Below are 22,860 nucleotides of genomic sequence, written 5' to 3' on the forward strand. Positions count from 1 at the left end.
CGCTCATCCTGGCACTCGTCGGTGAACGGTGTCATGCGCCGTCCACTCGCTCGGGTTACCGTTGTCGGCGATGAGGTCAGGCCGTCGCACGCTGTTCGCGCTCGTCGCCGCGGTCGTGGCGCTCGGCGCGATCGCGTCGTGCAGCGCGGATCCGACGGGCGACGAGAACGCCACCGTCACCGCCGATCCCGTGATCTACCCGCTGTCGCTCCGGTACCACGGCATCGACGTCGTCTCCGACGTGCCGTACGGGTCGGACCGGTTGCAGCAGCTCGACGTGTGCCTGCCCGCGGACAGCGCACCGGAGACGACCACGACGCCGACCGGGACCGGGGCCTCTGCGTCCGCGACGCCGGATCCGTCGGCGCTCGAGAAGGCATCGGCCGGCACCCGGCCCGCCGTCCTGATGGTGCACGGCGGCAGCTGGTCCCACGGCGACAAGGCCACCGCCGCGTACCGCTCGGTCTGCCAGTACCTCGCGTCCGAGGGGTTCGTCACCTTCAACGTCGACTACCGGCTGGCGCCGACGGACCCCTTCCCGGCCGGGCTCGACGACGTGCGACGGGCACTCGACTGGGTGTACCGGCCCACGACGCTCGAGACCTACGACGTCGACGTCGACCGGATCGGCGTGTTCGGGGGCAGCGCCGGTGGGAACCTCGCCGCGATGCTGGCCGTCGAGGACCACGCCTCCCCCGCCTACGCAGCCGGGGATCGCATCCGCGCGGTCGTCGACCTGAGCGGCCCGACGGACCTGACGACGCGGTCGACGGAGTCGGACGGGGTGTCGGCGTCGTTCCAGCGGAAGCAGCTCCTGTACCTCGGGTGCAGCGCGTACGACGCGTGCCCGGCAGCGCAACGGGCGTCGCCCGCGTACAACGTGACGTCGGAGACGGCGCCGTTCTTCATCGGGCACTCGACGCACGAGTTCATCCCGCTGTGGGAGTCGCGGGACTTCGCGGCGACGCTGCGCTCCTACGACGTCCCGGTGACGTTCGTCGCGGTGCGGGGGACGGCGCACTCGATCGCGCAGCTCGACGAGGCGATGAGCAAGCGCGTGGTGTCGTTCTTGCGGCGGCACCTGGGCTGAGCGGGCGGCGCGGGCGCGGGGCTGGCGGCGCCGGGCGCTGTGGCAGGCGCGGCGCGTGCGCGGGGAGGGTTCCGCGAAAGCGACACTTGTACGCCGAACACTGCGAGGACACAGTCGCTTTGGCGGCAGGGTCGCGGCGGAAGGGTAGCGGCGGAAGGGTCGCGGCGGCAGGGTCGCGGCGGAAGGGTCGCGGGCAGGGTCGCGGGGGCGCGGGCGGTCGGCAGGGGTGCGGACGGCGCGCGTACCCCGGGTGGGTGGCACCCGGAGTCGGGACTGCCGGTCGAGCCCAGGTCGGCGGAGACTTCCGGGGTGACCGACACCACGACCAGCCCCGCACGCCCGGCGACCACCTGGGAGCAGCACTCCCCCGTCCGCACCACCGCGGAACTGCTCCTCGGGCTGTCGTTCTTCGTGACGATGGCGTTCGGTGGGTACGGCGCGGCGACCGGTCACACCTCGATCGTGGCTGGCCTCAGCGCGATCGTGTTCCTGACGACGCTGACCTGCGTCCTCGTGTCGTGGTTCTCCGGCGCGGGCGACCCCGCCGAGGACGACCGCTAGACGCCAGCACCCTCGGCACCAGCACCGCCGGCACCAGCATCGCCGGCACCTGCTCCGTCGGCACCCGCACCGTCCGCCGCTGCCCGACGGTCCGCTCGTCGCTCGAACACCCGCTCGACGAGGAAGTACAGCGCCGGCAGCACGACGAGCGTCAGCAGCGTCGAGGACACCAGTCCGCCGATCACCACGAGCGCGAGCGGCTGCGAGATGAAGCCGCCCTGCCCGGTGAGCCCGACGGCCATCGGAAGCAGCGCGAAGATCGTCGCGAGCGCCGTCATCAGGATCGGCCGGAGTCGTCTCGTCGCGCCCTCGATCATGGCCTCCCGCACGCGGAGACCCCGGCGCCGGTACTGGTTCACGAGGTCGATGAGGACGATCGCGTTCGTCACGACGATGCCCACGAGCATGAGCACCCCGATCAACGACGCGACCCCGATCGGGATGCCCGAGACGATCTGCAGCAGGATCGCCCCGGTCGCCGCGAACGGCACCGAGACCAGGAGCAGCAGCGGCTGCCGCAGGCTCCGGAAGGTCGCCACCATCACCACGTAGACGATCAGGATCGCGACCAGCGCGGCGAGCAGCAGCTGGCTGAACGCCGACGACTGGCTCGAGGCAACGCCGCCGATCGTGGCCGAGGCACCCTTCGGCAGGTCGAGGTCGTCGACCGCAGACGTCACCGACTGCACTGCGGCCCCGAGGTTCGCGGAGTCCGGCGTCACGGTGATCGTCGCCGTGCGGACGGCGTCCGAGGTCGTGACGGACGTCGGGCCGTCCGCCTGCTCGACGGTCGCGACGTCGGACAGCGGCACCACGCCGGTCGACGTCGGCAGTGACAGGTCGCGGAGCGCCTGCACGGTGGTCGGCGGTTCCGGGTCGGCGATGTACACGTCGAGCGAGGCGTCACCGATCTCGACCGTGCCGGTGTCCCGCGGGGAGACGGCCGCGGCGACGATCCCGCCGACCTGGGTCTCCGTCAGCCCGAGCGCCGCTGCCTTCGACCGGTCGACCCGCACGGCCAGGTACGGCTCGGCCGCCGAGAGGTTGCTCGACGCCCCGGTGGTGTTCGCGACGTCGCGCATGGTGGCGAGGACCTTGTCCGCAGCGGTCCTGAGCTGCGCCTGGCTCGGCGCCGTGACGTCCACCTCGATGTCGCTGCTGCCGCCGAAGCCGCCGCCGGACGACGACAGCGAGATCGTGCCGGCGTCCGACAGCCCGTCGAGACGCTTGCGGGTCTCCGACTGGATGCGGGTCTGGTCGGCGTCCGAGTCGGTGGTGACGGCGTACTGGATCGACGCCGTGCCAGACCCCCCGAACGCCGCCTGGATCGACTGCCCGCTCGACCCGATGGTGGTCTGCACGGTGTCGACGCCGCTCACCGCCCGGAGCTGCGCCTCGACCTTGCGGGCGGCGTCGGACTGGACGTCGAGCGAGGCACCGGGGTCGAGGTCCTGCGTCACCGTGAAGGTGTTCTGCCCGGAGTCGCCGAGGTAGTTCGTCTTCACGAAGGGCACCGCCGCGGCGGTTCCGCCGAGCACGAGCACGGCCAGCAGCACGACGAGCAGCGGGAACCGCAGCACCCAGTGCAGGACCGGGAGGTAGCCGCGGCGCAGGCGGTCTGGAGCCCCGGCGTCGTGGAGGTCGTCGGCGGAGCGGAGCGCGGAGTCCGTGGCCGAGCCGCTGACGGCGGTCCCCGTGCCCGCGTGCTTGTGCCCCTTGGGCGCGCGGAGGAACCAGTACGCCAGCACCGGCACGATCGTCAGCGCGACGAGTAGCGACGCGATGAGCGCCATCGACACGGTGAGCGCGAACGGCCGGAACAGCTCGCCCACGAGCTCCGCGACGAAGGCGACGGGCAGGAACACGACGACGGTCGTCAGTGTCGACGCCGTCACCGCGCCGGCGACCTCGCGCACCCCGTCGAGCACCGCCTGCCGCCGATCGACCCCGGGTTGCAGGTGCCGTTTGATGTTCTCGATCACGACGATCGAGTCGTCCACCACGCGGCCGATCGCGATCGTCAGTCCAGCGAGCGTGATGATGTTGAGCGTGTAGTCCGCCGCGCGCATGCCGATCGCGGCGAGCAGCACCGAGGTCGGGATCGAGATCGCCGTGACGATCGTCGACCGGACGGACAGCAGGAACACCAGGATCACGACCACGGCGAACCCGAGGCCGAGCAGCCCTTCCTCGGCGAGCGAGTCGATCGACTGCTGGATGTAGGGTGCCTGGTCGAACACGACCGTGAACTCCGGATCCCCGGTGATCTTCGACTCGATGCCGGGCAGGGCGTCGCGGACGGTCTTCGAGACGTCGACGGTGTTGGCCTGCTGGGTCTTCGTGATCGCGATGGTCAGCGATTCCTCGCCGTCGACCCGGCTGATCGACGTGCGTGGCGACTCGGTGATGGCGACCTTGGCGACGTCGCCGATCGTGGACGCCGCAGCACCCCCGGTCAGCGGCAGCGCTTCGATGTCCGCGACCGAGGCGATCCGCTGCCCGGTCTGCACCGAGAGCGTCGAGCCGTCCTGGGTGATCGTCCCGCCGGGGATCAGCGTGCCGTTGTCGTCGAGCGCATCGGAGATCGCGGTCTCGGACAGCCCGCGCGCCGCCAGCTCGTCGCGATCGGGCGTGATGAGCACACGGCGGCCCGGGTTGCCGAACACATCGGCTTCACGCACCCCGTCGAGCTTCTCGAGGTCGGGCACCGCCGTGGCGTTCAGTCGGTCGACGAGTTGCTCCTGGTCCCCGCCGCCGGACACCGCCAGCTGGATCACGGGCAGGTCGTCGAAGGACCCCGTGACGATCTGGGTCTGCACCGAGTCCGGCAGGGACAGGGCGTTCACGACGGTCTGGATCTTGTCCTCGGCACTCGCCAGGTTGGACCCGTAGTCGAACTCGGCGGAGACGACGCTCTGGCCGGTCGACGACGTCGCGGTGGTGGACTTGAGGTCCGGCACCGCCTGGATGCCCTGCTCGATCTTGGTCGAGACGTCGTTCGAGACGACTTCCGGCGTGGCCCCCGGGTACGCGCTGACGATCGCGATCTGCGGGAACTGCACGCTCGGGATGAGTTCCTGTTTGAGGCTCGACAGCGATATCCCGCCGAAGATCGCCACCACGATCGTCACGAGCGCGATGAGCGCACGGTTGCGGAGGCTGAAGACCGAGAGGAGGTGCACGGTCCGATCCTCGCAGCAAGTCCCCGCAACGGTTCACCGGGGAGCAGATCGGTGGAGAACGGCCAGCTACCCGCCGACCAACAGGTACGCGCCGAGGACCCCGACCGTGCCGACGACACCGACGCCGAGTGCGACCACCCGTCCGGCGGGTGAGCGTGCGACCACGACCCCGGCGATCAGCACGGCGACGCCGACCGCGATCTCGACGACCCAGGCCACGACCCCGGTCGTCGCCGCGACCCGCAGCAGCGCGCGCATGCCCTCCCCGATGAGCACGGCGGCCACGGCGCCGAACGCGGCTCCGCGCCACCGTCCGTCAGCCGAGCGCACGAGTCCGGCGACCGCGCCCGCGAGCGCCCCGGCCGGGACCGCCATCAGCACCCAGAAGTTCGTGATCGACAGGAAGTCCGGGTACCCGCGGAGATTCGACGTCGCCCAGTACCCGATGTGCATGAGTTCCAGCAGCACCACCCCGGACACCATGGCGACGGGCAGCCCCACGCGGCCGATGCGGACCCCCATGAGCAGCAGCAGCGCGACCGCGACGACGAACCAGGGGCCCGCCGAGTTCGAGACGGTCGACAGCCCGGGCACCGCCTGCCCGTACGAGGTGAGCACCCCGGCGAGCAGCGCGCCACCGAGCGCCATCGTCAGCCGGGCGAACGCGGGCACGGTCGGCACCGGAGCAACGGAGCGGGAGGACACGAGCGGGGTCATGCCGTCGAGCATGACGGAACCCGGACACGAGGACATCACCCCTCTGGCCGAACCGACGTCACCCCATCGGATGACCCACCACCGCGCGCCACAGCCCACGACCGACCGCCCACGTCACACCACGGCGGCCAACGACCCCTGCACGCCCGACGACGCCCCACCGACCCGGTCCCACGCCCGCTCGAGCACGTCGACGAGCCGCACCCGGTCCGCGGGCGGCATGGTGAACGGCACCCGGAGGAACCGCTCGAAGCCGCCGTCCGGCCCGAACACCCCGCCGGACGCGAGCACCACCCCCTCGGCACGCGCCGCGAGCACCAGCGCGCTCGACACGGGCCGCCCGAGCCCGACCCACGTCGTCAAGCCGCCGGCCGGGGACGGGACGTCCCACTCCGGGAGCCGCGCGCGCAACGCTCCCACGACCTCGTCGCGACCCTGTCTCAGGTACTCGCGCCGAGCCTCCAGGACGGCGTGGGTCAGCGGGACCAGCTCCCTGGCGACCAACTGGTCGAGGACGGGCGTGCCCAGGTCGCCCGTCGGCCGGGCGAGCAACAGCCGCTGCAGCAGGTCGGGCGACGCGCGGATCCAACCGATCCGCAGGCCGCCCCAGAAGACCTTGTCGGCGGACCCGATCATCACGACGGACGCACCCGAACCGGCGAACGCCGCCAACGGCACGGCAGCGTCCCCGTCGATCCGCAGCTCCCCCATCGTCTCGTCCGCGATCACCGTCGTGCCCGTCGACGCCGCGACGGAGAGCAGCACGGACCGTACCGACGCCGACATCGTCGCCCCCGTCGGGTTGTGCAGCTCCGGCATCACGTAGGCCACCGCGGGTGCCGACCGCCGCAACGCCGTCTCGAGCACCCCGACGTCCCACCCCGAGCGCGCGTCGACGGGCACGCCGACGAGTCGCCCGCCGGCTTCGCGGAAGGCCTCGTGCGCGTGCGGGTAGGTCGGCGACTCGACGAGGACGGCGTCGCCGCGACGGACGAGCACCCGCGCGAGCAGGGCGATCGCGTGCTGCGCGCCGATGGTCACCACGATCTCCGACGGGTCGGTCGGCAGACCGCGAGCGGTGTACCGCGCCGCGATGGCCGCACGCAGCCCAGGGTCCCCGACGGTGTCGTACCCGATGCCGGCGAGCGCCGCCGGCACGTGTCGCATCGCCCGCTCGACGGCCTCGGCGACACCGGGCGCGGAGTGCAGGGCCGCCTTGCGGAGGTCGAGCACGTCGCCGGACACCACCCCGCCGAGCCGTTCGGGGTCCGGCCGCCCCGCGAGGTCCCGCGGCAAGCGCACGACACTGCCAGAGCCCCGCAGGGACACCAGGTACCCGGAGTCGCGCAGCCGGGCGTACGCGTTCGCAACGGTGGTCCTGGACACGCCGAGCGCCTCCGCCAGCCCACGCTCGGCGGGCATCCTGGCACCGAGCGGGATCCTGCCGTCGATCACGAGCACGCGGATCGCATCGGCGAGGGCCTCGTACGCGGGGGCGTCGGAGCCGTCGCGCCACTCGTGGAGCAGGAGCGCGGCGGATCGGGAACTGAGGAGGACCGGCGTCATGGATCCACGCTAGCGCAATTGGCTCTCGACCAGCAGTCCAATCACGGCGAGCATCGGAGCCATGTCGCGCCCTACCGCCCTCACGCTCCGCTTCATGCAGCTCTTCGTCGGCCTGTTCCTCTACGGCGCTTCCACGGCCCTGCAGGTCAGGGCGATCGTCGGCGTGAGTTCGTGGACGGTCCTGACCGAGGGTCTCGAGAACGTCGTGCCGTGGTCGTTCGGCCTCATCACCGTGGTCTCGAGCGGCGCGATCCTGCTGTTCTGGATCCCGCTCCGCCAGAAGCCCGGCATCGGCACGCTGCTGAACGCCCTGGCGATCGGCCCGTCGGCCGACCTGGTGCTCTGGCTCGTCCCGACGCCGGCGGACCTCCTCGGCAGGATCGGGCTGTTCGTCGCCGGACTGCTCCTGCTGGCGGTCGCGACGGCGTTCTACATCGGTGCCGGGTTCGGCACGGGTGCACGCGACGGGCTGATGGTCGGGCTGCACGAGCGACTCGGCTGGCCGATCTGGCTCGCGCGCACCCTGATCGAGGTCACGGTCGTGATCGTCGGCTGGTTCCTCGGCGGGGACGTCGGCGTCGGCACGGTGATCGCGGCGTTCGCGATCGGCCCGATGGTCCAGCCGCTCATGCCGCTCTTCCGCCGGTTCCCGTGGAGCCCCGACCGGGCACCAGGCCTGGAGGCCCGCCCCACCCCCGCCACGGAGCCCATGCCCGTCCCGTGACGGCTCCAGGGCCGTGACGACCGCAGCACACCGGGCGCCTCTTGCGGATCCGCGAGACGCGATATAACGTGTCGTCACCAGACGCGATACATCGCGAGTTCGAGGAGACAACATGGCTCAGGAGAAGTGGCTCGTCGAGGAGCCCAAGGTCATCGACACCGGCATCGTCCGGTCACTGCGCGTCGGCCTCGTCGGCGGGCAGGTCGACGTCGTCGCACACGACGAACCCACCGCACGCGTCGAGGTCCACAGCGTGTCCGGCAAGCCGCTGAAGGTGGAACTGGACGGCGACACCCTGACGGTCGACCACCCGCAGATCCGCTGGGACGACCCGATCGGGTTCCTGAAGTCCTTCCGGGGCAAGGCCCACGCCGACGTCAGCATCCTGGTCCCCCGCGACGCCGGGGTGACCCTCGGTGTCGTCTCGGCCGGCGCACTGCTGTCGGGCACGAACCGCGGCGCGACGCTCAACACCGTCTCCGGGGACGTGGTCGTGGACGGCGTCGCGGGTGACGTCACCGTCAACGCGGTGTCCGGCGCGACCACCATGCGCGACCTCGACGGCGCCCTCACGGTGCACACCGTCTCGGGCGACGTCGTCGCGACCGGTGCGATCCCGCGGTTCTCTGCCGACGGCGTGTCCGCCGACGTCGTGCTCGACCTGCACGGCACGCCGGACTCGGCGCGCGTCAACACGGTGTCCGGCTCGGTGAGCGTCCGGCTCGAGGACGGCGTCGCCTTCCGGTGCACCGTCAGCACGGCGTCCGGCAAGCTCCAGTTCGACGACGCGGAGATCAAGGGCGTCAGGGGCTCGTACGTCAAGCAGGGCGGGGAGCTCTCCGGCCAGTGGCTCGACCTCCGGGTGAACTCGGTGTCCGGGGACATCGCCGTGCTGCACGCCCCGCCGGTGACGACGCCAGCGGACACCGAGAGCGAGGTGTTCGAATGAGTCCGGTCTTCGCCCACGGCCACCTGCGGCTGTACCTGCTCGTCCTGCTCGCCGACCACCCGATGCACGGGTACGAGGTCATCCAGGCCCTCGGGGACCGCTTCGGCGGCACGTACGTCCCGAGCGCCGGCACGGTCTACCCGCGCCTGGCGAAGCTGGAGGAGGACGGCCTCGTGTCCAAGACCGCCGACGGCCGCAAGACCGTCTACGCGATCACCGATGCGGGCCGCGCCGAGCTCACCGCACGCGCGGAGGAGATCGCCTCGCTCGAGGCCGGCGTCAACGACTCGGTGAAGTCCCTCGCCGACGGTGTCCGCGCCTCGGTCAGCGACGCGATGCGGTCCCTCCGCGCCGACCTCGCCGCTTCAGCGCAGTCGACGAACGCGCGGTCGACGAACACCGAGGAACCCGTCTCCGTCCCGTCCGAGAGCGCCCGCGCCCTCCGCGAGCTCGAGATGGCACTGTCGTCGTTCCGGCAGCAGGTCCGCGCCGACCTGCGCCGCCGTGCGACACGTGGCACGCTCACCGCGGACACCGTGACGCGCCTGCGCGACGGCCTCGAGGACCTGCGCAAGTCCCTCTGAGTCCCGGGCCGGCGGGGCGGCGGCGACCCCCGCCTCCCGTCCGCTCGCGGGAGCAAACCGTCCCCCGCCTACAACGCCGCGTCGGCGAACGCGTGCATCGCGTCGCGCAACGCGCGGGACGCACCGGCGCCCGCCCACTCGTACGCGTGGGTGAACCGCTCGTCCGCCACGTACATGTCGGCCAACGTGCGGAACCGGTCGGCCGTCAGCTCCGCGGGCGGGGTCGCCTGCGCCAGCCAGTCGAACTGGCGCCGCGCGAGCGCGACCCCGCGCGAGGACGCCGGCCCGTCACCGGATGCGGCGAGCGCTGCCGCGTCGGCGGCGATGGCGCGCTGCTCGGCCTGGAACGCCTCCTTGCCGGCTGCGTCCTTCGACGCCCACCAGGTCGTGCCGCGCTGCCACGCGTCCGCGCCCCAGCGCTCCTCGACCTCGGCGCGGAACCGCGACTGGTCGAAACCGTCGAACGTGTCGTCCGTGTTCATGTCCTCTCCCTTCCGGAGTCTCGTGATGGTGGTGCGCACCGCGGCGAGCTGCCGAGCGAGACGGTCCCGTTCGCGTTCCAGCCACGCCACGTGCGCGGTGAGGGCGGCGACGTCGTCGAGCTCGCCGTCGAGGACCTCGCGGATCGCCGGCAGCCCGAGCCCGAGGCCACGGAGCAGCAGGATGCGCTGCAACCGGACGAGCGCACGGTCGTCGTACCGGCGGAGTCCGCCGTCACCGACCGCCGTGGCCGGGAGCAGTCCGATGGCGTCGTAGTGCCGGAGCGTCCTGCTCGACACCCCCGCCGAACGCGCCACGTCGGCGATGCCGTGCGGGGCTTTGGCAGCTGGCGACGCCGTGTCTGTCGATTCCCTCATGGAGACGACGGTAGCGGTTGACGCAGCGTCAACCGCAAGGGCTTTCGGGGGATCCGCTGGGGTTGCGTTCGACGGAAGCGGAATACCGACCCCTCGACCCGTGTTGACTCGCGCCCGGAAATGAGTAGGTTTGCCGCTCGTGACGAACGAGATCCGGTCGCTGAAGTCGCGACTGATCGGGGATCCCCTCCCCTCCGAGAAGCTCGAAGGACAGCTCCTCCCGAAGCACCTGGCACTGCCGATCTTCGCGAGCGACCCGCTGTCCAGCGTGGCGTACGCGCCGCAGGAGCTCCTGATGATCCTGCTGCTCGGCGGGATGTCGTTCCTCACCTTCGCACCGTGGGTCGCCGCGCTCGTGGTCCTGCTGCTGCTGGTGGTCGTCGCCTCCTACCGGCAGCTCATCAAGGCGTACCCGTCCGGCGGCGGCGACTACGAGGTCGCACACCGCAACCTCGGCGAGAAGGCCGGGCTCGTCGTCGCGAGCGCCCTGCTCGTCGACTACGTGATGACGGTCGCCGTGTCGGTGGCCTCCGGTGTGGACAACATCATCTCCGCGCTCCCGGTGCTCAACGAGTTCCGCGTCGAGCTCGCGCTCGTCTTCGTCATCCTGCTCGCGGCCGCGAACCTCCGCGGCGTGCGGGAGTCGAGCAAGGCCTTCGCCGTCCCGACCTACCTGTTCGTGGCGAGCGTGTTCGTCATGGTGGTGACCGGCCTGATCCGGGTGCTCGCGGGGAACGCCCCCGTGGCCGAGTCCGCCGCGTACACGGTGCAGAACGTCGAGCACACGACGCAGGCGGCGTTCATCCTGCTGCTCCTCCGTGCCTTCGCGTCCGGCTGCTCGGCGCTGACCGGCGTCGAGGCGATCGCGAACGGCGTGCAGGCCTTCCGCCGACCGAAGGTCAAGAACGCCCAGATGACGCTCGTGTTCATGGGCGGCATCGCGATCGTCCTGTTCGTCGGCCTCATCACCCTGGCGCTGGTGTCCCGCGTGCACTACGCCGAGAGCGCGTGCGACCTCCAGGGCTTCGCGAACTGCGCCACGACACCACAGCGTTCCCTCATCGCCCAGATCGCGTCGGCGACGTTCGGGAACAACACGATTCTGTTCTTCGTCATCCAGGCGACGACCGCTGCCGTCCTGCTCCTCGCCGCGAACACCGCGTTCAACGGCTTCCCGCTGCTCGGCTCGATCCTGGCGCGCGACTCCTACGCGCCGAAGGCACTCTCCACCCGCGGCGACCGCCTCATCTACTCGAACGGCGTCATCGTGCTGGCGCTCGTCGCGGCCGCGCTGCTCGTGGTCTACCGGGCGAACGTCACGAGCCTCATCCAGCTCTACATCATCGGTGTCTTCGTGTCGTTCACCCTCGGGCAGACGGGCATGGTGCGGCACTGGACCCGGCTGCTGCGCGAGGACCGCGCCGGCACGGCGACGGAACCGGTGAACCGCGGCCAGGTCATCCGCTCCCGGCTCATCAACGCAACCGGCGCCACGTTCACCTTCGTCGTCCTGGTCATCGTCACGATCACGAAGTTCACACACGGGGCGTGGCTGGTCTTCGTCATCATGCCGGTCCTGTTCGTGCTGATGCTCGGTGTGAACCGCTACTACCGCGACGTCAAGCACGAAATCGAGGCCGACGTCGAGACGGAGTTCGGCGCGACGGGCGACCACGCGATCGTCCTCGTGAACAAGCTGCAGAAGCCGGTGCTCAAGGCGCTCGACTACGCCATCGCCGCGAAGCACGCCGGCCTCGAGGCCGTGCACGTCTCCATCGACGAGGCCGAAGCCGCACTCCTGGTCGAGCAGTGGGCCGAGCACGGCATCGAGGTCCCGCTCACCATCGTCCCGAGCCCGTACCGCGACATCTCGATGCCGCTGATCAAGTACATCAAGGCACACCGGATGGAGCACGGCTCCGAGGTCGTCACGGTCTACACCCCCGTCTTCGTCGTCGGCCACTGGTGGGAGGGACTCCTCCACAACCACCGCGGCCGTCGGATCCGCAAGAAGCTCCTGCTCGTGCACGGCGTCACCGTGGCGCTGGTGCCGTGGCTCCTCGACTCATCCGAACTGCTCTACGGCCGCCGCTCGCGACCGTTCCCCGGCCAGGAGCGCCGTGGCGAGCCGGTCCGACCGGCGCTCCGCCGCTCGCCGAGCGGCGTCTTCCGCAGCGAAGAAGAGGACCGCGTCCTCCGCTCCGACCAGCGCAACAACCTGCTCAGCCCCGCGCAGCGCGCCAGCATGCAGTCGCGTCGCGCGAGCCGCCCGGCCGGACCGGCGGACGGGGTGGACCCGGCGCTCTGCACCGGTGAGATGCAGGTCCTGGTGCCGGCGTCCCCCGGACGCACGCCGACGTCTGCGGAGTGATCCGCGCCTCCCGGCATACGATCTGAACCCATGACCGACGCACCCGACCTGCGCACCTTCGCGACGTTCGACGGCCACGGCGGCAAGGTGTCCAAGCGCGTCGAGGTCCTCGACCACTCCGACGACCGGTACGAGGGGCTCGTCGCGGTGCGCGGCGAGCACCCGATCGGCGCGCTCGACGAGCGGCCGGTCGGCACTGCGAGCATCGGCTGGGTCGACCCGGCCACCCTCCGCGACTGGTACCGACCCGACCGGATCGTGGTGTCGTCGCTCGAGGCGCGTCGCTCGGACCTGCAGCCAGGCACCTACGCGGACACGCGTGGGCGCGGTCGCGTCCGCATCGAAGGCCTGGAGGCCCACCTCGGCCCCGACGGTCGGCCCGCGTTCCGCGCACTGGCCGGGTCGGGGGTCGTGGACATGCCGTTGCCGAAGGACCAGGTGGTCCGACTGGTCGTCGTCACCGCTGACGCGGTGACCGCCTCCGGCGCGGCCGGTGTGGAGATCGTGACGACACCGATCAGCCCGCTCCTGGCGCCGGGGACGTACCCGGCGTACGCGGACGACGTGCCGGGGCTCCCGCCGCGGCCCGCGTCCGGACGGGTGAGCGTGTCCGCCGCGGTGCTGCTGGACGGGTCGCTGTCCCCGGTCGAGCGGCTCGACGAGCCGGGCAACACGCTCTGGATCACCCGGGAGGGGCGGTCGGTGCCGATCGCGGCGAACGAGGTCGGGCCGGACCTGGTGCGGTACACGGCGGTACCGGTCTGACGGCTGTCCGGCTGTCCGGCTGTCCGGCTGTCCGGCTGTCCGGCTGTCCGGCTGACGTTTGTCCCCCGTGGGGGCGCTCGGGCTGACCGCGGTGTCGTGGGTCGCGCGTACCGTCCCGAGCATGAGTGACAGCACTGGTGAGACCCTCGGCGGCGCACGCCCCGACCCCACGACCGACGCGAGCAAGGACCCGGAGACCTGGGTCACCGGTGACGAGCCGATGACCGGGCCGCAGCGGAGCTACCTCGACACCCTGGCGCGCGAAGCCGGCGAGGAGCTCCCCGCGGACCTGACCAAGGCCGAGGCGTCGGAGCACATCGACCGACTGCAGTCGAAGACGGGGCGCGGCGACTCCTGACGCGTCGCTCGGTGTCGGTCGTCGGCGATGTCCGTCGTCGGCGTTGTCCGTCGGCGCTGTCCGTCGTTCTGGGGACCCGGGGCTGGGCATGTCCTGGCGATACCCGGGCAGACCCCCGAACGAGGGGCGATCGATGACACGTCACTGGTTACGGTCGGGGCCATGCGAACGACATCGACCTCGATCGGCCTCACCGTCCTCCGCGTCGTCCTCGGCGTGGTGTTCATCGCCCACGGCGCGCAGAAGTTCGGGCAGGGCATCCCCGCCGTCGCCGACGGATTCGCCGGCATGGGAGTGCCGCTCGCATCGATCGCGGCGCCGTTGGTCGCCGGGCTCGAGCTCGTCGGTGGTGCGCTCCTCGTGCTCGGGGTCGCCACCAGGGTCGTCGGCGTGCTGCTCGCGGTCGACATGGTCGTCGCGGGGTTCCTGGCACACGCGTCCGCTGGGTTCTTCTCGCAGGAGGGCGGGTTCGAGTACGTGCTCGTCCTGGCCGCCGGTGCCCTCGCCGTGGCGCTGACCGGGCCGGGCCGCCTGTCGCTCGATGCGCTGGTGCTGCGGGCGTCGCGGCGTCGGCGTGGTGTCGCCGAGCCGCTGCCCGCGTAGAGGCGCCTTCCGGGCTCCGTTTCAAGCGTCGCTCCCCGCTTCGCGCCTCGCTACCCGATTCGCGCGTAGCGACACTTCTCGCGGGTTCGCGCCCGAGAACTGTCGCTCAGCGCGAGAGCTCGTCCACCACCTGGCGTGCGATGAGCCGGCCGGCCCGGTTCGCCCCGATCGTCGACGCCTGGGGACCGTAGCCGGCCAAGAACAGCCGGGGCTCGTCCGCCGACCGCCCATCGGCGACCACCACGCCGCCGCCCGATGTCCGGAGCCGCAGCGGTGCCAGGTGCCGGAGGTCGGCCCGGAAGCCCGTCGCCCAGATCACCGCGTCGGCGTGCACGTGCTCGCCCGCGCGGGTGACCACCCCGTCCGGCTCCATCGCGACGAACACGGGTTCCGCGTGCAGGACCCCGCGGTCGATCCCCGCGCGGATGCGGCGTGAAACGGGGACGCCCGTGCCGCTGACGATGCTCGGCAGGGTCTCCCCCGCCCGGGCCGCGCGGTCCTGCTCGTCCACCGCGGCGACCGCTGACTCCAGGTCGAGCCCAGCGGTGTCGGACCACTCCACGGGTCGACGGGTGAACCACCTCGTCGACCGCGCGACACCGTCGAGTTCGAGCAGGAAGCCGATCGCGCTCGTCCCACCGCCGACCACGACGACGTCCTGCCCCCGGAACTCCGAAGCCGACCGGTACTCGGTCGTGTCGATCTGCCGCCCGCGGAAGGTGTCGCGCCCCGGGTACCACGGGACGAAGGGCGTGCCCCAGGTGCCCGCCGCGGAGACGACCACATCCGCCGTGATCCGGGCGACACGGCCGTCCGGCGTCCGGGTCGTCACGCACAGTCCGGTTCCCGCACGGGTGACGCTCGTCACGGTGACCGGCCGTCGGACCTGGAGGTCGTAGTGCTGCTCGAACCGGCGGTAGTACTCACCGACGACGTCGCGCGCGGGTCGGGACCGATCGGCGTCGTCGAACCGCAGGCCCATCGCCCGCATGCCGGGGAGGTCGTGCACGCGGTGGGCCGACCCGAGCCGGAGCGCTTCCCAGCGGTACTGCCACGCGCCACCCGTGCTCGGCGCCCGGTCCAGGACGACCACGTCGCTCCCTGGCCGCAGTCCGAGCCGGCGCAGGTGGTAGGCCGCGGAGAGACCAGCCTGCCCCGCACCGATCACGACCACCCGGGCGTGCTGGTCGTCAGGGGTCGGTGTCGCGTCCGTCATCACATCCGATTCTGCTGGACGCGCGCACCGCTCGGCCATGTCCAGATAGGGGTACATGGTAGAGTGATCGGCAGATTTCCAACCACGAACCGTTCGGATTCTCCGGGTGATGACTCGTCTCCCGTAGCACCGGACACGAGCCGATCACGAGGGGGTCACGCATGGGGCGCGGCCGTCAGAAGGCAAAGCACACCAAGGTCGCCCGGGAGCTGAAGTACTTCAGCCCGGAGACGAACTACGGTGCGCTCGAACGCGAGCTCTCCGCCGGGCACGACTCGGACGAGAACTCCTACGTCGACCGCTGGGCAGACCAATACGGGGATGACCAGCTCGAGGGCGACGACGAGTTCGAGCCCCAGCAGGACCAGAACAAGTCCGCCTGACCTCCTGGTCAAGTGACGCCGCGCACCCTCCGGGGTGACGCGGCGTTTCCGCGTGCCGCTCGCCCTCGCGACCCAGAACGACAGGGTCGCTGTCGTACGACAACGGTTGTGTCGCACCTTGCGCGCGACGACGGCCCGCACACGCAACAGCCCGCGCCCGCAACCAACGACAGGCCCGCTGTCGTACGACAACGACGGTGTCGGACCTTGCGCGCGACGACGGCCCGCACCCGCAACAGCCCGCGCCCGCAACCAACGACAGGCCCGCTGTCGTACGACAGCGGTTGTGTCGCACCTTGCACCCGCAACATCCCGCGCCCGCGACCAACGACAGGCCCGCTGTCGTACGACAACGACGGTGTCGCACCTTGCGCGCGACGACAGCCCGCACCCGCAACAGCCCGCGCCCGCAACCAACGACAGGCCCGCTGTCGTACGACAACGACGGTGTCGACCTGCGTCGACAGAGCGACCACGTCGAGCCGGCACCGCGACCCGACGACGCCCGCGCGGACTCAGCCGGCGTAGCTCCCCACGAGCCGCACGGCGCCGCCGTCGACGCCCTTCGCCCCCTGCTCGAACCCGTCGAGGTCCCGCGCGGACATCGACACCGTGCCGACCTGCCAGGCCGCGAGCCCGGCCGTCCCGAGCGCGTCGACGACCGACGCAGCAGCCGAAGCGGACACGACCGCGAACATGCCGATGCCGAGGTTCCACGTGCTCTCGGTGTCCTCGATCGGCGTCCCCGCCATGGAGGCGAGCACGCGGAACACGGGGAGGGGCTCCCACGTCGAACGGTCGACCTCGACCCAGGAGCCGACGGGCAGCACGCGTGCCAGGTTCGCCGCGATGCCACCACCGGTCACGTGCGAGAGCGAGTGGACCGCACCGTCGCTCGAGGAGATCACGGAGAGCAGCGGGGAGGTGTAGAGCCGGGTCGGCTCGAGCAGCGCCTCACCCACGAGCCCGCCGAACTCCGGCAGCGAGTCGGTGTACCCGACCCCGCGGGTCGAGAGGATGTGCCGGACGAGCGAGTACCCGTTCGAGTGCAGACCGGAGGACGCGATCGCCAGGACGACATCCCCGTCGAGAACGCGATCGGCGCCCAGCACGGAGTCGGCCTCGACGGCGCCCACCGCCGCGCCCGCGACGTCGTAGTCGTCCGGCCCGAGGAGCCCGGGGTGCTCAGCGGTCTCGCCGCCGACCAGCGCGGTGCCGGTCTCGGCGCAGCCGCGGGCGATCCCGGCGACGATGTCCGCGATCCGGGACGGCATGACCCGGCCGCACGCGATGTAGTCGGTCATGAACATCGGCTTCGCACCGACCACGACGATGTCGTCGACCACCATGCCGACGAGGTCCTGGCCGATGGTGTCGTGCTTGTCGATCGCCTGCGCGATGGCGACCTTCGTGCCGACGCCGTCGGTCGAGGTCGCGAGCAGCGGCCGTGAGAAGTCCTTCAGGAACGAGACGTCGTACAGCCCGGCGAACCCACCGACACCACCCAGGACCGAGTCGTTGTGCGTCGCCGCCACTGCGGACTTCATCAGCTCGACGGCCAGATCACCTGCGGCGGTGTCGACCCCGGCCTCTGCGTACGGGTTGGGCATGCGGAGTCCTCCGTCGTGGCATGGCAGACTTGTTCGGTACCACCCGATTCTACGGTCTGGAGCACACCGCGAATGTGCGGCATCGTCGGCCTCGTTGCGCAGGGGCCTGCTAATCAATCCATCTACGACGCTCTGCTCCTCCTGCAACACCGGGGACAGGACTCGACGGGCATCGCCACGGTCGAGGGTCACATCCACCACATGCACAAGACCCGCGGGCACGTCCGCGAGTCCTTCCGCACCCGTGACATGCGTGCCCTCCTCGGCACCATGGGGCTCGGCCACGTCCGGTACGCCACGAAGGGTGCCGCCAGCAACGAGGAAGAAGCGCAGCCGTTCTACGTGAACGCGCCGTACGGCATCGTCCTCGTCCACAACGGCAACCTGACGAACACGCGGGAACTGACGCGTGAACTCTTCGACATCGACCGCCGGCACCTCAACACCAGCTCGGACACCGAGCTCCTGGTGAACGTCCTGGCGCACGAGCTCCAGGGCCAGGTGCGTGGGGCCGACCTCGACCCGGGCCAGGTGTTCGACGCCGTCGAGCGCGTGCACCAGCGGGTGGAGGGCTCGTACGCCGCCATCGCGACGATCGCCGGGCACGGACTGCTCGCGTTCCGCGACCCGTTCGGCATCAGGCCGCTGATCCTCGGCCACAAGTTCGACGACGCCGGCAAGTCCGAGTGGGTCGTCGCGTCCGAGTCGCTCGTGCTGGAGTCCGGCGGGTACGACATCGTCCGCGACGTCGCCCCGGGCGAGGCGATCTTCGTCGAGATGGACGGCACGATGCACGCCCGCCAGTGCGCGGCGAACCCGCGTCTGGTCCCGTGCTCGTTCGAGTACGTCTACCTGGCCCGTCCGGACTCGGTGATGAACGGCATCTCCGTCTACGACGCCCGCCTGCGCCTCGGCAACCGTCTGGCTGACACGATCGCGCAGCACGCCCCGACCGGCGACATCGACGTCGTGATGCCGATCCCGGACTCGAGCCGTCCCGCAGCGATGCAGGTCGCGCAGAAGCTCGGCATCGAGTACCGCGAGGGCTTCTACAAGAACCGCTACGTCGGCCGGACGTTCATCATGCCGGGGCAGGCGGAGCGCAAGCGGTCCGTGCGCCAGAAGCTCAACGCGATGTCGTCCGAGTTCAAGGGCAAGAACATCCTCATCGTCGACGACTCCATCGTGCGCGGCACGACGAGCAAGGAGATCGTCGAGATGGCCCGTGCCGCCGGCGCGAACGAGGTCACCTTCACCTCCGCCGCTCCCCCGGTCCGGTACCCGCACGTGTACGGCATCAACATGCCGACCCGCGCGGAGCTCATCGCGCACGACCGCAAGATCCCCGAGATCAACCGGGTGCTCGGCAGCGACCACCTGATCTACCAGGAGATCGGCGACATGCGGGACGCCATCATCGAGGGCTCCGACGTCACGGACCTCGAGATGAGCTGCTTCACCGGTGAGTACGTCACCGGCACGGTGAGCCCGGAGTACCTGTCCTGGGTCGAGGCGAACCAGCTCAGCTGACGCAACGAGACGACGGACGGGAGGCACGGTGCCAGCTGGCACCGGGCCTCCCGTCCGTTGGTCTGGTCGCGACTACCGCGCCTGGTCGCCGTGGTCCTCGATCTCGCCCTCCACGGTCTCCGGCGGCATCTCCACCTCGACGCGCTCCGCGGTGAGCCGCGCCGCGCGGCGGGAGAGCACGCGGTCGAGGACGATCGCGACGAGCGCGCCGACGAACCCGCCGATGGCGACACCCCAGAGGCCGAAGTACCCCACCAGGCTGCCGAAGCTCTGCGTCTCCTGCTGGTCGCCGCGGTCGAGGTTCATGGTGAGCGAGATCACGATCAGCGTGACGACGAAGCCGAGGAGCGCTCCACCGACGATGAAGACGCCGAACTTCGGGGCGCGACGGATGGTGACCTCGTCGGAGGAGGAGACGGTGCCGGGCGTCGGGACCGGAGCGTCGTCGGGTCGATCGGTGTTGCTCACGAGTCCATTGTCCCCCACTGTGGGACGTGCTCCGGCCTGTGTTCGCGTGCGGATCCGCGAGAGGATGGAGCGGATCGAGTGGTATCCCACGGGTGGAGGTGACGCGGGGTGAACGGATCGACGGCGGCTGACCGACACCCCGGTGTCCCGGCGCGCATCTCGTGGCCGATCGCGCAGCGGCGGGAGGAGGACCGCGCCGTCGCCGTCGTCGCCGACCACCGGTGCAGCGTCGCCCTGGTCGGCGCACCAGGGCTCGGGAAGAGCACCGCTGCCGCACGGGTGACCGACCGGGTCGCACGACGGGACACCGAAGGCAGGACGCTCGTCGTGCCGATCACCGCCGTGGCGACCGGGGCGTCGATGCCGTTCGGCGCCGTGTCCGAGCGCCTCGGTGAACTCCCGGAGGAGCTCCTCGCCGACGAGGCGGGCGCCGAACAGCGGCTGCGCGAAACGGCGGACCTCGTCGACCGCGACCTGCTGCTGCGGGTGGACGACGCCGACCACCTCGACGCGATCTCCGCCAGGTACGTCGCGTGGCTCGTGCGGAACCAGGGCGCCAGGATCGTGCTGACCTGCCGCGACTTCACCGCGCTCGCCGAGCCGCTCCGCGCACTGTGGCAAGACGACGTCCTCGAGCGGATCGACCTCGACCCGCTCGACGTCCACGACACCGCGGCGCTCATCGGCCAGGCGCTGGGAGCCCCGCTCGAGGCGGCGTCGGTCGAACGGGTGCACCGGGCGACCGCCGGGAACCCGCTCTACCTCCGAGAGGTCGTCCGTGCCGCGCTGACGTCGGGGGCCCTCGAGCACACGGCGTCCGGCTGGTACTGGCGCGGGCGCATCACCGCGTCCAACAGCCTCGCCGACATGTACCGCACGGAACTCGGCGCACTGCCGGAGGACCTCCGCGACGTCGTCGACATCGTCGCGCTCGCCGACCCGATCCCGCTGTCCCGACTGCTCGGGCTGGTGAGCGGCGGCGACGTCGACCGGGTCGTGGCGCTCGGACTCGTCCGGATCGACTCCCTCGACGAGGGCGCCCCAGCGGTCCGGCCGTCGCACCCCCTCGTCGGCGAGGTCGTCCGGTCCCTGGTGCCGGTCGCGCGCCGGACGATGCTGTTCGCCCGCGCGAACGCCTTCCGCGCCGACCTCGACTCCGGGGCGCTGCCGGCCGCGCGGCTGCGGGCTGCGCTGTGGGCGCTCGAGTGCGGGGTGCTGCCGCCGGTGCCGCAGCTGCTGGACGCGGCGCACGTCGCCGTGCGGCTGCAGGAGCTCGAGAGCGCGGTCGCCCTGGCCACCGCCGCGCTCCGGGCCGAGCTCTCGCCGACCCAGCGGGTGGCCGCGCTCTGCCTGCGGTCGCTCGCCCGCGGCTACAGCGACGGTCGAGAGGCCGGACGTGCCGATGCCGAGGCGGCGTGGGCGATCGCCGGTGCCGGCGCTGTCGACGACGACGCCGTCATCGAGGCGTGCGAGACGCTCGCGAACATCCGGCAGTTCCACGACGACGACACCCTGGCGGCCGTCGCCCTGACCGACGTCGCGATCGGGTTCGTCGGTCCCGAGGCCGCCGAACGGCTCCGCCTGCTCCGACTGTCGCACCTCGGCTGGGGCGGTCGGTTCGGGGAGATCCGTGCCGAGATCGAACGCTCCGGGATCGTGGACGCCCCGACCGTGCCGATGTCGTTCCTCTGCCTCGCGCCGTGCGCCGTGATGGCACTGGCGACGGCCGGCCGGCTCGACGACGCGATGCGCCTCGGCACGGCGGCGCTGACGACCGCGACCGCACACATCGAAGAGGCTCCGTGGAGCGTGGGCGAGCTGATGTCCGTGCTGCACCAGGTCCAGGTGTGGCGGGGCGACATGGACGGCCTCATCACCCAGGTCTCGCTGAACCGGTCGAGCCCGTTCCTGAAGTACGACTTCACCCTCGAGCTCATCGGTGCCGGCAACCTCGCGATCGGGCAGCGCCGGTGGGACGACGCGATCACGGCGTTCTCGGCCGCGTGCGAGCGGTACGCGGTGGCCGACCACGGTGGCTTCGGCGCCTACCCCTGGGCACGGCTCGCCATGGCGTACGCCTTCTCGGGCCGGGCAGAGGAGGCGAACGCCGCACTCGAGCACGCCCGAGCGACCCCGCCTCGGGCGATGCGCATCACCGGGGAACAGATCGCAACGACCATCTGCTGGACCGAGGCGGTGCTCGGCAACCCCGCTGGGCTCCGGCACGCCGACGAGCTGATGGACCGGGCGGCCGCGAGCGGGGCGTGGATGCACGTCCTGTACGCGCAGACGCTGCACTACACGATGGACATGCTGAACGGGCGGGACTCCACCGCGTCGCTCGACCGCATGCGCGAAGCAGCGACACGGGTCGACGGCCCGCTCGCGAGCGCGATCGTCGAGTACTCGGACGCCATCCGGTCGCGGGACCGCACGCGGATCGCCGACGCGCAAGCCGTCCTCGCGACGCACGGCATGGCCGTCACGGCGGGTCGGGCGCAGCGTCCTCCGCTCACCCGCCGCGAGTACGAGGTCGCGGCACTCGCTGCGCAGGGGCTCTCGAACCGGCGGATCGCCGAGCAGCTCGGGCTGTCGGTCCGGACGATCGACGCCCACCTGTCACGCGTGTTCGGCAAGTGGGACCTGCACGCACGGTCGGAGCTCGCCGAGCTGCTCTGATGCGCGCTCTGCGGGCCGGGAACCGCAGTTCCGTTGCGGAATGCAGCACGCCACGCCGAATGGTGCACACGAAGGGCCGGACATCGCGTACGGTGGTCGCTGTCGCCGGGTTCGGACCCGTTCGGGTCGGGTCCGAATCCCGGCGACTTCAACTCGGTTCCCACGCTACGTGCCCGGGTCTCCGTGCCACATCGGTAGGGACTACCTAATTCGATGCCGATCGGTATGCACTCGGCGTGTCGTCAGACGCCGGTCCGCACCGGCAGGTATGCCGTGAGGTCCGCCCGCGCGCCCGACGCACTCGCCCGCGCTGCCGAGACGGCCTCGGTCCAGGTCAGCGTGCCCGTCGCCAGCGCGATCCACGTGGCCCCGTCGGTCTCGACCACGTTCGGCGGTGTCCCGCGCGTGTGCCTCGGGCCCGGGACCGCCTGGACGGCTGCGAACGGCGGGACCCGCACCTCGACGCTGTTCCCCGGGACGTCCTCGGCGAGACGCTGGAGCGTCCACCTGACCGCCGTCGCCGTCGTCGGCCGGTCGGTCGCACCGGCGAGCACGGCTCGGAGCGCCGCGGCTCCCTCGGCGTCGTCGATGGTCCTGCTCGGCATGTCCACAGGCTAGCCGGTGCATCGCGAGGCGCCGGTCGGGCT

General features: G+C 71.3%; 20 protein-coding genes. 12 read left to right on the forward strand and 8 right to left on the reverse strand.

Annotation, left to right across the window (positions count from 1 at the left end; all coding sequences use genetic code 11):
* The first annotated feature begins 70 nt into the window (after positions 1 to 70).
* The gene (locus ACEN9V_RS08165; protein ID WP_413602823.1) at positions 71 to 1,090 is read left to right on the forward strand and encodes an alpha/beta hydrolase; all 1,020 of its coding nucleotides are present in this window, start codon (positions 71 to 73) and stop codon (positions 1,088 to 1,090) included.
* Positions 1,091 to 1,399: 309 nt separating this feature from the next.
* Positions 1,400 to 1,651, forward strand: a complete 252-nt coding sequence (locus tag ACEN9V_RS08170; RefSeq protein WP_413602824.1) for a hypothetical protein — start codon at positions 1,400 to 1,402, stop codon at positions 1,649 to 1,651.
* Here the strand turns inward: ACEN9V_RS08170 and ACEN9V_RS08175 are convergent.
* The 3 genes from ACEN9V_RS08175 to ACEN9V_RS08185 all read right to left on the reverse strand — a co-directional run bounded on the left by ACEN9V_RS08175 (position 1,648) and on the right by ACEN9V_RS08185 (position 7,116).
* Positions 1,648 to 4,833 carry an efflux RND transporter permease subunit gene (locus ACEN9V_RS08175; protein ID WP_413602825.1) on the reverse strand — a complete coding sequence of 1,062 codons (3,186 nt, stop codon included), beginning with the start codon at positions 4,831 to 4,833 and terminating at the stop codon, positions 1,648 to 1,650. The two genes, ACEN9V_RS08170 and ACEN9V_RS08175, sit on opposite strands and share 4 nt — an antisense overlap.
* Positions 4,834 to 4,899: 66 nt before the next feature.
* Positions 4,900 to 5,550, reverse strand: a complete 651-nt coding sequence (locus ACEN9V_RS08180) for a DUF6518 family protein (protein ID WP_413602826.1) — start codon at positions 5,548 to 5,550, stop codon at positions 4,900 to 4,902.
* A 114-nt stretch (positions 5,551 to 5,664) separates the two neighbouring features.
* The gene (locus tag ACEN9V_RS08185) at positions 5,665 to 7,116 is read right to left on the reverse strand and encodes a PLP-dependent aminotransferase family protein (RefSeq protein WP_413602827.1); all 1,452 of its coding nucleotides are present in this window, start codon (positions 7,114 to 7,116) and stop codon (positions 5,665 to 5,667) included.
* Positions 7,117 to 7,177: 61 nt separating this feature from the next.
* Here ACEN9V_RS08185 and ACEN9V_RS08190 point away from each other — a divergent pair, with 61 nt between their 5' ends.
* From ACEN9V_RS08190 to ACEN9V_RS08200, 3 genes are all read left to right on the forward strand, one after another.
* On the forward strand, positions 7,178 to 7,840 hold the full coding sequence (locus ACEN9V_RS08190) for a YczE/YyaS/YitT family protein (RefSeq protein ID WP_413602828.1): 663 nt from the start codon (positions 7,178 to 7,180) through the stop codon (positions 7,838 to 7,840).
* 112 nt (positions 7,841 to 7,952) lie between these two features.
* Positions 7,953 to 8,789, forward strand: coding sequence for a DUF4097 family beta strand repeat-containing protein (locus tag ACEN9V_RS08195; protein WP_413602829.1), 837 nt, complete (start codon positions 7,953 to 7,955; stop codon positions 8,787 to 8,789).
* A complete protein-coding gene (locus tag ACEN9V_RS08200; RefSeq protein WP_413602830.1) occupies positions 8,786 to 9,373 on the forward strand; it encodes a PadR family transcriptional regulator in 588 nt (195 codons plus the stop codon). Before ACEN9V_RS08195 ends, ACEN9V_RS08200 begins: the two co-directional genes overlap by 4 nt.
* Before the next feature lie 68 nt (positions 9,374 to 9,441).
* On the opposite strand, the gene ACEN9V_RS08205 is transcribed toward ACEN9V_RS08200, so the two are convergent.
* Positions 9,442 to 10,230, reverse strand: coding sequence for a MerR family transcriptional regulator (locus ACEN9V_RS08205; RefSeq protein WP_413602831.1), 789 nt, complete (start codon positions 10,228 to 10,230; stop codon positions 9,442 to 9,444).
* A 130-nt stretch (positions 10,231 to 10,360) separates the two neighbouring features.
* Here ACEN9V_RS08205 and ACEN9V_RS08210 point away from each other — a divergent pair, with 130 nt between their 5' ends.
* From ACEN9V_RS08210 to ACEN9V_RS08225, 4 genes are all read left to right on the forward strand, one after another.
* Positions 10,361 to 12,601: an APC family permease gene (locus tag ACEN9V_RS08210; protein ID WP_413602832.1), complete on the forward strand. Its 2,241-nt coding sequence runs from the start codon at positions 10,361 to 10,363 to the stop codon at positions 12,599 to 12,601.
* A gap of 30 nt (positions 12,602 to 12,631) precedes the next feature.
* Positions 12,632 to 13,366: a hypothetical protein gene (locus ACEN9V_RS08215; protein WP_413602833.1), complete on the forward strand. Its 735-nt coding sequence runs from the start codon at positions 12,632 to 12,634 to the stop codon at positions 13,364 to 13,366.
* 121 nt (positions 13,367 to 13,487) lie between these two features.
* Entirely contained in the window at positions 13,488 to 13,724 is a 237-nt protein-coding gene (locus tag ACEN9V_RS08220) for a DUF3072 domain-containing protein (protein WP_281266919.1), read from the forward strand.
* 162 nt (positions 13,725 to 13,886) lie between these two features.
* A complete protein-coding gene (locus tag ACEN9V_RS08225) occupies positions 13,887 to 14,327 on the forward strand; it encodes a DoxX family protein (RefSeq protein ID WP_281266918.1) in 441 nt (146 codons plus the stop codon).
* 106 nt (positions 14,328 to 14,433) lie between these two features.
* Here the strand turns inward: ACEN9V_RS08225 and ACEN9V_RS08230 are convergent, their stop codons facing one another.
* Positions 14,434 to 15,543 carry an FAD-dependent oxidoreductase gene (locus ACEN9V_RS08230; protein ID WP_413602834.1) on the reverse strand — a complete coding sequence of 370 codons (1,110 nt, stop codon included), beginning with the start codon at positions 15,541 to 15,543 and terminating at the stop codon, positions 14,434 to 14,436.
* Positions 15,544 to 15,704: 161 nt separating this feature from the next.
* On the opposite strand from ACEN9V_RS08230, the gene ACEN9V_RS08235 reads away from it, so the two are divergent.
* Complete coding sequence (locus ACEN9V_RS08235; protein WP_281266916.1) at positions 15,705 to 15,926, forward strand: DUF3073 domain-containing protein; 222 nt, start codon at positions 15,705 to 15,707, stop codon at positions 15,924 to 15,926.
* Positions 15,927 to 16,441: 515 nt separating this feature from the next.
* On the opposite strand, the gene purM is transcribed toward ACEN9V_RS08235, so the two are convergent.
* Positions 16,442 to 17,536: a phosphoribosylformylglycinamidine cyclo-ligase gene (purM, locus tag ACEN9V_RS08240; protein WP_413602835.1), complete on the reverse strand. Its 1,095-nt coding sequence runs from the start codon at positions 17,534 to 17,536 to the stop codon at positions 16,442 to 16,444.
* A gap of 72 nt (positions 17,537 to 17,608) precedes the next feature.
* On the opposite strand from purM, the gene purF reads away from it, so the two are divergent.
* The gene (gene purF / locus ACEN9V_RS08245) at positions 17,609 to 19,066 is read left to right on the forward strand and encodes an amidophosphoribosyltransferase (protein ID WP_281266914.1); all 1,458 of its coding nucleotides are present in this window, start codon (positions 17,609 to 17,611) and stop codon (positions 19,064 to 19,066) included.
* Positions 19,067 to 19,138: 72 nt separating this feature from the next.
* On the opposite strand, the gene ACEN9V_RS08250 is transcribed toward purF, so the two are convergent.
* The gene (locus ACEN9V_RS08250) at positions 19,139 to 19,534 is read right to left on the reverse strand and encodes a hypothetical protein (RefSeq protein ID WP_413602836.1); all 396 of its coding nucleotides are present in this window, start codon (positions 19,532 to 19,534) and stop codon (positions 19,139 to 19,141) included.
* A 108-nt stretch (positions 19,535 to 19,642) separates the two neighbouring features.
* Here ACEN9V_RS08250 and ACEN9V_RS08255 point away from each other — a divergent pair, with 108 nt between their 5' ends.
* On the forward strand, positions 19,643 to 22,213 hold the full coding sequence (locus ACEN9V_RS08255) for a LuxR C-terminal-related transcriptional regulator (protein ID WP_413602837.1): 2,571 nt from the start codon (positions 19,643 to 19,645) through the stop codon (positions 22,211 to 22,213).
* A 242-nt stretch (positions 22,214 to 22,455) separates the two neighbouring features.
* On the opposite strand, the gene ACEN9V_RS08260 is transcribed toward ACEN9V_RS08255, so the two are convergent.
* Positions 22,456 to 22,818: a sterol carrier family protein gene (locus ACEN9V_RS08260; protein ID WP_413602838.1), complete on the reverse strand. Its 363-nt coding sequence runs from the start codon at positions 22,816 to 22,818 to the stop codon at positions 22,456 to 22,458.
* Positions 22,819 to 22,860: the final 42 nt, after the last annotated feature.

Source organism: Curtobacterium sp. Curtsp57 (assembly GCF_047324335.1).
Classification (GTDB): Bacteria; Actinomycetota; Actinomycetes; order Actinomycetales; family Microbacteriaceae; genus Curtobacterium.